The sequence below is a fragment of the Isoptericola sp. NPDC056134 genome (assembly GCF_042264825.1).
Lineage (GTDB): Bacteria > Actinomycetota > Actinomycetes > Actinomycetales > Cellulomonadaceae > Isoptericola > Isoptericola nanjingensis.
Genome location: NZ_JBHJVM010000034.1, coordinates 21,618 through 23,350, shown reverse-complemented (window position 1 = coordinate 23,350; position 1,733 = coordinate 21,618). Strand labels below are relative to the sequence as shown.

Below are 1,733 nucleotides of genomic sequence, written 5' to 3'. Positions count from 1 at the left end.
GCGGGCGGTCGTAGACGTCCCGAAGTGGAGGGCGCCCTGGCGCCCGTGAACGCGACCGCCCGCACGACGTTCCTCCCCGCCGCGGGCTCAAGTGCGACTACTGCACGTCAGCATCAACCCAGCCGAACGTCTTCGTGACCGCCTTCTTCCACGACCGGTAGAGCCGCTCGCGCTCGTCCTCGGCCATGGCCGGCGACCAGCGCTTGTCCTCCGCCCAGTTCGCGGTGACGTCCTCCTCGCCCTTCCAGAACCCGACGGCGATGCCGGCGGCGTAGGCGGCGCCGAGCGCCGTCGTCTCGGCGACCTTGGGCCGCACGACGTCGACGCCGAGCTGGTCGGCCTGGAACTGCATGAGCAGCTCGTTCTGGACCATGCCGCCGTCGACCTTGAGCTCGGTGAGGTCGACGCCGGAGTCCTTCCTCATGGCGTCGACGACCTCGCGGGTCTGGAACGCCACGGCCTCGAGCGCCGCGCGGGCGATGTGGTTGCGGTTGACGTACCGCGTGAGCCCGACGAGCGCGCCGCGGGCGTCGGGGCGCCAGTACGGGGCGAACAGGCCGGAGAACGCGGGCACGAAGTACGCGCCGCCGTTGTCCTCGACCTTGCGGGCCAGCCACTCGACGTCGGGGGCGTCCTCGAACATGCCGAGGTTGTCCCGCAGCCACTGGATGAGGGAGCCGGTGACGGCGATGGATCCCTCGAGGGCGTACACCTGGGGGGCGTCGCCGATCTTGTAGCAGACGGTGGTGAGCAGGCCGTTCTTGCTCGGCACCTTCTCCGTGCCCGTGTTGAGGAGCATGAAGTTGCCGGTGCCGTAGGTGTTCTTCGCGGTACCGGTCTCGAAGCACGCCTGGCCGAACGTGGCCGCCTGCTGGTCGCCGAGGATGCCGGCGATCGGCACGCCGGGCACGAGGCCGCGGGGGCGGCCCTGCCCGTACACCTCGGAGGAGGAGCGGATCTCGGGCAGCATCGACAGCGGGATGCCCATATCGGCGGCGATGTCCTCGCGCCAGCTCAGGGTGTCGAGGTCCATGAGCATGGTGCGCGACGCGTTGGTGACGTCGGTGACGTGCACGCCGCCGTCCGGCCCGCCGGTCATGTTCCACAGCACCCAGGTGTCGGTGTTGCCGAACAGGAGGTCGCCCTTCTCGGCGGCCTCGCGCGCGCCCTCGACGTTGTCGAGGATCCACTTCACCTTGGGGCCGGAGAAGTAGGTCGCCAGCGGCAGGCCGACGATCGACTTGTACTTGTCGGCGCCCTCGGAGCCGCCGAGCTCGTCGACGATCGCCTGCGTGCGGGTGTCCTGCCACACGATCGCGTTGTACACCGGCTTGCCGGTGTTCTTGTCCCACACGACGGCGGTCTCGCGCTGGTTGGTGATGCCGATGGCGGCGAGGTCGGTGTGCGCCAGGTTGCCGCGCGTGAGCGCCAGCCCGACGACCTCGCGCACGTTGCTCCAGATCTGCTCGGCGTTGTGCTCGACCCAACCCGCCTTGGGGAAGATCTGGTCGTGCTCGAGCTGGCCGGTGGAGACGATCCGGCCGGAGTGGTCGAAGACGATGGCACGCGAGCTCGTCGTGCCCTGGTCGATGGCGAGGACGTAGTCAGCCATGGGGGTTGCCCTTCACGTCGGTGTGGGTGGTGCGGGGTGGCGGGGGGGGGGGGGGGGGGGGGGGGGAGGGGGGGGGGGAGGGGGGGGAGAGACAAAGAAGAGAGACAACAACCCGCCCACA

1 protein-coding gene is annotated in these 1,733 nt (G+C 69.9%); it reads right to left on the bottom strand.

Annotated features, from left to right (window positions below; genetic code table 11):
- Positions 1-97 precede the first annotated feature (97 nt).
- Positions 98-1,612, bottom strand: a complete 1,515-nt coding sequence (gene glpK / locus ACFCZN_RS20040) for a glycerol kinase GlpK (protein ID WP_430557922.1) — start codon at positions 1,610-1,612, stop codon at positions 98-100.
- Positions 1,613-1,733: the final 121 nt, after the last annotated feature.